At 51.7% G+C, this 5149-nt stretch carries 7 protein-coding genes and 1 tRNA gene; 3 read left to right on the forward strand and 5 right to left on the reverse strand.

Annotation, left to right across the window (positions count from 1 at the left end; all coding sequences use genetic code 11):
* Window positions 1-248 precede the first annotated feature (248 nt).
* Window positions 249-611 (forward strand): hypothetical protein, encoded by a 363-nt coding sequence (locus PFRI_RS03845; protein WP_072629425.1) that lies wholly within the window; start codon window positions 249-251, stop codon window positions 609-611.
* A gap of 2 nt (window positions 612-613) precedes the next feature.
* Here the strand turns inward: PFRI_RS03845 and nusB are convergent, their stop codons facing one another.
* The 5 genes from nusB to rlmB all read right to left on the reverse strand — a co-directional run bounded on the left by nusB (window position 614) and on the right by rlmB (window position 4001).
* The gene (gene nusB, locus PFRI_RS03850; protein WP_072629426.1) at window positions 614-1087 is read right to left on the reverse strand and encodes a transcription antitermination factor NusB; all 474 of its coding nucleotides are present in this window, start codon (window positions 1085-1087) and stop codon (window positions 614-616) included.
* The gene (locus tag PFRI_RS03855; RefSeq protein ID WP_072629427.1) at window positions 1084-1635 is read right to left on the reverse strand and encodes a 6,7-dimethyl-8-ribityllumazine synthase; all 552 of its coding nucleotides are present in this window, start codon (window positions 1633-1635) and stop codon (window positions 1084-1086) included. Before PFRI_RS03855 ends, nusB begins: the two co-directional genes overlap by 4 nt.
* Window positions 1635-2765, reverse strand: a complete 1131-nt coding sequence (ribB, locus tag PFRI_RS03860) for a 3,4-dihydroxy-2-butanone-4-phosphate synthase (protein WP_072629428.1) — start codon at window positions 2763-2765, stop codon at window positions 1635-1637. The genes PFRI_RS03855 and ribB overlap by 1 nt, the downstream gene beginning before the upstream one ends.
* A 64-nt stretch (window positions 2766-2829) precedes the next feature.
* Window positions 2830-3132, reverse strand: coding sequence for a hypothetical protein (locus PFRI_RS03865; protein WP_072629429.1), 303 nt, complete (start codon window positions 3130-3132; stop codon window positions 2830-2832).
* 89 nt (window positions 3133-3221) lie between these two features.
* Complete coding sequence (gene rlmB, locus PFRI_RS03870) at window positions 3222-4001, reverse strand: 23S rRNA (guanosine(2251)-2'-O)-methyltransferase RlmB (RefSeq protein WP_072629430.1); 780 nt, start codon at window positions 3999-4001, stop codon at window positions 3222-3224.
* Between the two features lie 133 nt (window positions 4002-4134).
* Between rlmB and PFRI_RS21270 the strand changes: the two genes are divergently transcribed.
* Window positions 4135-4218: transfer RNA gene (locus tag PFRI_RS21270), tRNA-Tyr, on the forward strand.
* Between the two features lie 91 nt (window positions 4219-4309).
* Window positions 4310-5149: a hypothetical protein gene (locus PFRI_RS03875; protein WP_111445701.1), complete on the forward strand. Its 840-nt coding sequence runs from the start codon at window positions 4310-4312 to the stop codon at window positions 5147-5149.

The raw sequence follows: 5149 nt of genomic DNA on the forward strand, positions 1-5149 counted from the left end.
CGATGGTTGAGCAAACTCTACATTAAACTGAGGGAAGTTTCGGGGGGCAGGTCACTGACAATTTGCCCATCCGGAACCGCTTGGACGGTGTTGCGCCCCTTTTAGCAAGTGACGCAGTTGGCACCGCGCTTAACGCAATCACAAAGCTCGCCCCCATATAAGTATATATAATAGACGTCGCGTTTTTCTATTCTGTACCATTACTCCATCTAACCTTATGAAAACTTTGACCTGAACTGGAGAACAGTATGAAAACGATAATTACATCTGTCTTGGCGGCCACTTTGCTCACCACAACGATGGCATATGCTGATGGATTTAAGCGCATCAAGAAAGCAGCTGATTTTGAAACGCTGGTCATCGGCAAAACGCTCAATTTTGAAGGTGGCAATGCCGTGATCAAAGCCGACGGTAAAACCAGCGGAAAACTTAAAAAGCAAGGGAAATACCACGGCGCTTGGGCATGGCAAAATGGGTACTACTGCCGGAATTTGATCATTTCGGGCAAAGAGACTGGCACAAATTGTCAGCTGGCAGAGTGGAACGGCAAAAACCTGCGCCTCACACGTGACAAAGGCAAAGGCCGCGTCACAATGATCGCGATCAAATAGGCTTAAAACTGATCTGGCTTCGCTTCGCGTGCCACGTGATCAAGTACAGCGTTCACAAAGCGGCTTTCTTTTCCTTCGGGAAAGAAGGCCGCAGCGATATCGACGAACTCTTTGATCACAACTTTGGGCGGCGTATCGCTTGCAACGAATTCAGCGCCCGCCGCGCGAAAAAGTCCGCGCAAAGTCGGATCAATGCGCGCGATAGGCCATTTGGCAACCAAAGCGCGATCCGTAAGTTGGTCGATCTTGGCTTGGTGATTTACTGCGTTTTCAACGAGTTCGCGGAATAAATCCACATCGCCCTCAACAAATTCCATATCCTCATATATCGCGCCGAAACGGTGATCGAGGAACTCGGAAATGATGCTGTCTGTCGTCTGGCCCGACACTTCCATCTGGTACAGCGCCTGCACTGCGTAAAAGCGTGCGGCGGACTTCATTTTGCGTTTGGCGTTGCCAGATAATTCAGTGCTCATGCGAGGTCGCTTCCTTTGCCAAACCCAGCGATCTGATATTCATCTGCAGCAGGTTTGAACCCGATGCCCTTACGCTGGCCGCCCCACTTACGAGCGAGCGCAATCAGATGCAAGGCCGCAGCGGCCGCGCCGCCACCTTTGTTTTGATCCGCAGGATCGGCACGTACTTCAGCTTGGGTGCGATTTTCGACCGTTAAGATACCGTTCCCGATGCACAGACCTTGCAAGCCGAGCAACTGCAAGGCGCGAGAACTGTCGTTGCAGACCGTATCATAATGCGTGGTTTCCCCGCGAATGACGCAGCCCAGCGCGACGTAGCCATCAAAATTGCTGAGACGTTCGGCGATGCCCACAGCCGTTGGGATTTCCAAGGCACCGGGCACCTCGATAGTCTCATACGTGCCGCCTGCCGCCTCAATCTCAGCGACAGCACCCGCGACCATATTATCCGCGATGTCCTTGTAGTAAGGCGACACAACAATGAGCAACTTTACAGGCTTGTCGAACTCTGCGCGCGGCAGAATGTAGTGTTGTTCATGTCCAGCCATTAACCAAGCTCCGAGATTTTGCGGGTTCCAACTATTTCCAGACCATAAGCTTCAAGACCCACGACTTTGGGGGATGGCGAATTGGTCAGCAATTCCAGCTTACTTAACCCTAAAGAGCTAAGGATTTGTGCACCCAGACCATATTGGCGCAGCGTTTGCGGCGATGCATCATGATCCGCGTCGAGCTTCATTGCGGTATCGCGCAAAAGCACAACGACACCGCGACCCTCCACTGCGACAGCCTCCATCGCGTGACCAAACTCAGCAGCGCGCCCTTTTGGGCCAGTGCCAATGACGTCTTGCATAGGGTCCATCGCGTGCATGCGCGTCAAAACAGGCGTATCGCCAGAAATATCACCTTTTATCATGACGATATGCTCCGCGCCTTGGGTCTCATCGGCATAAATGCGCATCGACCATTCACCGCCGAACTCAGAGGTTATGGTTTCCTCGGAACGGACTTTAACAAGGTTGTCATGCCGTCTCCGGTACGCAATCAAATCGCTGATCGTGCCTATCTTCAGCCCATGCTTTTGCGCGAAACTCACCAACTCAGGCAAGCGCGACATGGTGCCGTCTTCGTTCATGATTTCACAAATAACACCAGATGCGTTCAGGCCTGCAAGGCGGGACACATCGACAGCAGCTTCCGTATGACCCGCACGAACAAGAACACCACCATTGCGCGCTTTTAGCGGAAAAACATGACCCGGCGTGGCAATATCAGCAGCCCCTTTACTCGCATCAATCGCCACCGCGACAGTACGTGCACGATCATGAGCGGAGATGCCGGTGGTGACACCTTCGCGCGCCTCTATAGAAATCGTAAAGGCCGTCTCGTGGCGCGAAGAGTTGTTGGTGCTCATCAACTCTAGGCCCAGCGCCTCGATCCGCTCGCCGGGCAATGCAAGACAGATCAATCCGCGACCATGCATCGCCATGAAGTTGATCGCCTCAGGCGTTGCCATTTGCGCGGGGATCACAAGATCCCCCTCGTTCTCACGATCCTCATGATCGACAAGAATAAACATCCGCCCGTTGCGTGCGTCTTCGATGATCTCCTGCGCGGAAGAGATCGCGTCACGCCAATTTTCTTCAACGGGACCGGGTTTTTCAAAGCTCATGAGCATGCCTTTTCATTCTGTTGCTAAGCAAATAGCCCATGCCACGCAGCAAGGCCAGTGGTGCGCCGCGTCAATCGAAGATATCCTCGATTGCGTCCTTGGCCTCTTCCATGAACCACGTCAGCGCGGATTTTCGGCGTTTTTTCTTTTTTGGCTTTTTGAAGCTTTTCGGCGCAGGTTTGTGCGAGATCGCAGGCTTCTCGGATTTGGCCGGACGCTTAGGCTTGGCGGGATCAATGACGATGCGTTTCATCACATGAATCGGCGCGCCGCAGTTTTGGCATGTGAGTTCGTGACTTTCTTTACCCTTGAGCACCAAAGCAGCGCGAGAGCCGCAGTAACAACATGTGGTGATCTTGGTTGGATAGCTCACGCGCAATAGTCCTCTTAAACTCTTCGCCCTAAGCTAAGGCATCCTTGAGAGAATTTAAGGGCTTGATGCGGTAATTTGGCGAAAAAGCGTTAACGCGGCAAGGATGCATAAAGCGCAACGGCCGCCGCATTAGAGACGTTGAGCGAGCCAAACGCATCGGAGAATTCGATTTTCACCAGCGCATCGACGGTTTCTTTGGTCTTTTCACGCAGGCCCGGCCCTTCGGCCCCAAGCACCAGAGCGATGGGTCGATCCCGTTTGCCCTCAAGATAGGTGTCGATGGTTTGCTCGGCTTCGCCATCAAGGCCGATCACGAGATAGCCCATTTTCTGCAAAGCTTCGATGCTTTCGGCAAGATTACGGATGCGCAAATAAGGCTGGCGTTCCAACGCCCCACTGGCGGTTTTCGCCAATGCGCCCGTCTCGGGAGCCGACCCACGGTGCGTGCCGATCACAGCACTTGCGCCAAACACTTCCGCGGATCGCAAAATAGCACCCACATTATGGGGATCAGTTACGCGATCGAGCAAAATGGCGCGCGGCACGGCAGCGGTCCCGCCAACACAAACATCCTCAAGCCGACCCCATTTCAGCGGTTTGACTTCAAGCGCCGCGCCTTGGTGAACCGATTGTGGATCAAGTGGTGCAGAAAATTTACGAGGCTCGCACACTTCCGGCTCCATGCCCGAAAAGGCAATCGCTTCCGCCAGTTTGTCGCTCGCATTGCGGGTCACGACCAATTGCAGCCTTTCGCGCTCAGGGTTCATCAACGCATCACGCACCGCGTGCAAGCCAAAGAGCCACACGGTCTCAGCGTTCGAAGCTTTTTTGTCCTGCTCTTTTTTCACGACCCACTTAGGTTTTTTCATCACTTTAGTCCTTTTGGCGCGGCTTGCCCCCTGCTCTATCGAAAAGACCTGCATCCGCAAGAGTTTTTCGGCTTGACGCACATATGAGCCGCTAGTAATCAGCGCCTCATGCTACAAGGCAACTTGCAGCAGTGGGCGACAGGCCGCAAGGTGTGGCAGGGGACTGTAACTCCCTCGCGGAGACGCACGCCTGGTTCGATTCCAGGGTCGCCCACCACTATGATACCCCCTATTAAATCAAGCCTTTCTGATGTATCGTGAACTCGAACAGTCAAATTTTCGATACATTTTAGGCGATTTTCGATACAATGGACCAAAATAAACGTGTTCGTTATGTGAAGGAAGACAGGGGGAGATTTTTCTACCAAAGAAGAATCCCAAAGCATTTGCACCATGTACTGGAAGAAACAAAGTGGCAGCGTCCCTGCGGAAATGTTTCCTATGCGAAGGCCGTGCAAATGATAGTTGGCTGGACCGAGGAACACGACGCTCTAATTTTATTATCCAAAACTCCAGATGGCCTAGCAAAAATAAAAGCTGAGTTAAGATCGGAGATGAGGAAAGATGAGGACGAAAATTTTTCTTGGAAACAAAAGCTAATAGCGCAAGTAGACATAGTATCGGGCCAAGTAATAAACGTTGACGGGGCTGAATACGACTGGAAATCAGCCAAGCACGAACTGGCAGAGATCGACAATTTAAGAAATCCTACTCGTCCTCCTAAGTCAGAACACGCCCAAATCCTAGCGAAGGTTCATCGAGCCAATTCTGGTGAAAAATTCGGAATGGACGTCGAATTGCCACCGTATCCAGAATATCAACGGATTCTGCAGGGTTTAGAGGCAGAGGACTTGAAGTCTAAAATTAAACTAACGGCGAATTTTCCGACTCCAATTGATGATTTGGAGTACGCAGACCTTTTAACAACACTTTTGAACGACCACTTTTTAAATGGTCAGGAAAAACCACTCGATAGCGACGAACGTGACGACTACGAATTAATCAGAAGAAAAATTGAACGCCGACTTTCCAAATGCCAGCCTGATCCACTGACAATCACGAAGGTAGCTGAACGATATTTTGCATTTATACCGCTGCTACCCCAAAACCCGAATTTTTTCATGGGTTATGACGCGGAAATTGTCTGA

Origin of the sequence: Planktotalea frisia (assembly GCF_001890925.1) — a bacterium.
GTDB lineage: Bacteria > Pseudomonadota > Alphaproteobacteria > Rhodobacterales > Rhodobacteraceae > Planktotalea > Planktotalea frisia.

What these genes read in the sequence shown, in the direction of transcription:
- PFRI_RS03855 (WP_072629427.1), bottom strand. Translation starts at nt 1,635, where the DNA reads ATGGCTGGACATGAACAACACTACATTCTGCCGCGCGCAGAGTTCGAC.
- PFRI_RS03875 (WP_111445701.1), top strand. Translation starts at nt 4,310, where the DNA reads ATGGACCAAAATAAACGTGTTCGTTATGTGAAGGAAGACAGGGGGAGA.
- ribB (WP_072629428.1), bottom strand. Translation starts at nt 2,765, where the DNA reads ATGCTCATGAGCTTTGAAAAACCCGGTCCCGTTGAAGAAAATTGGCGT.
- nusB (WP_072629426.1), bottom strand. Translation starts at nt 1,087, where the DNA reads ATGAGCACTGAATTATCTGGCAACGCCAAACGCAAAATGAAGTCCGCC.
- rlmB (WP_072629430.1), bottom strand. Translation starts at nt 4,001, where the DNA reads ATGAAAAAACCTAAGTGGGTCGTGAAAAAAGAGCAGGACAAAAAAGCT.
- PFRI_RS03845 (WP_072629425.1), top strand. Translation starts at nt 249, where the DNA reads ATGAAAACGATAATTACATCTGTCTTGGCGGCCACTTTGCTCACCACA.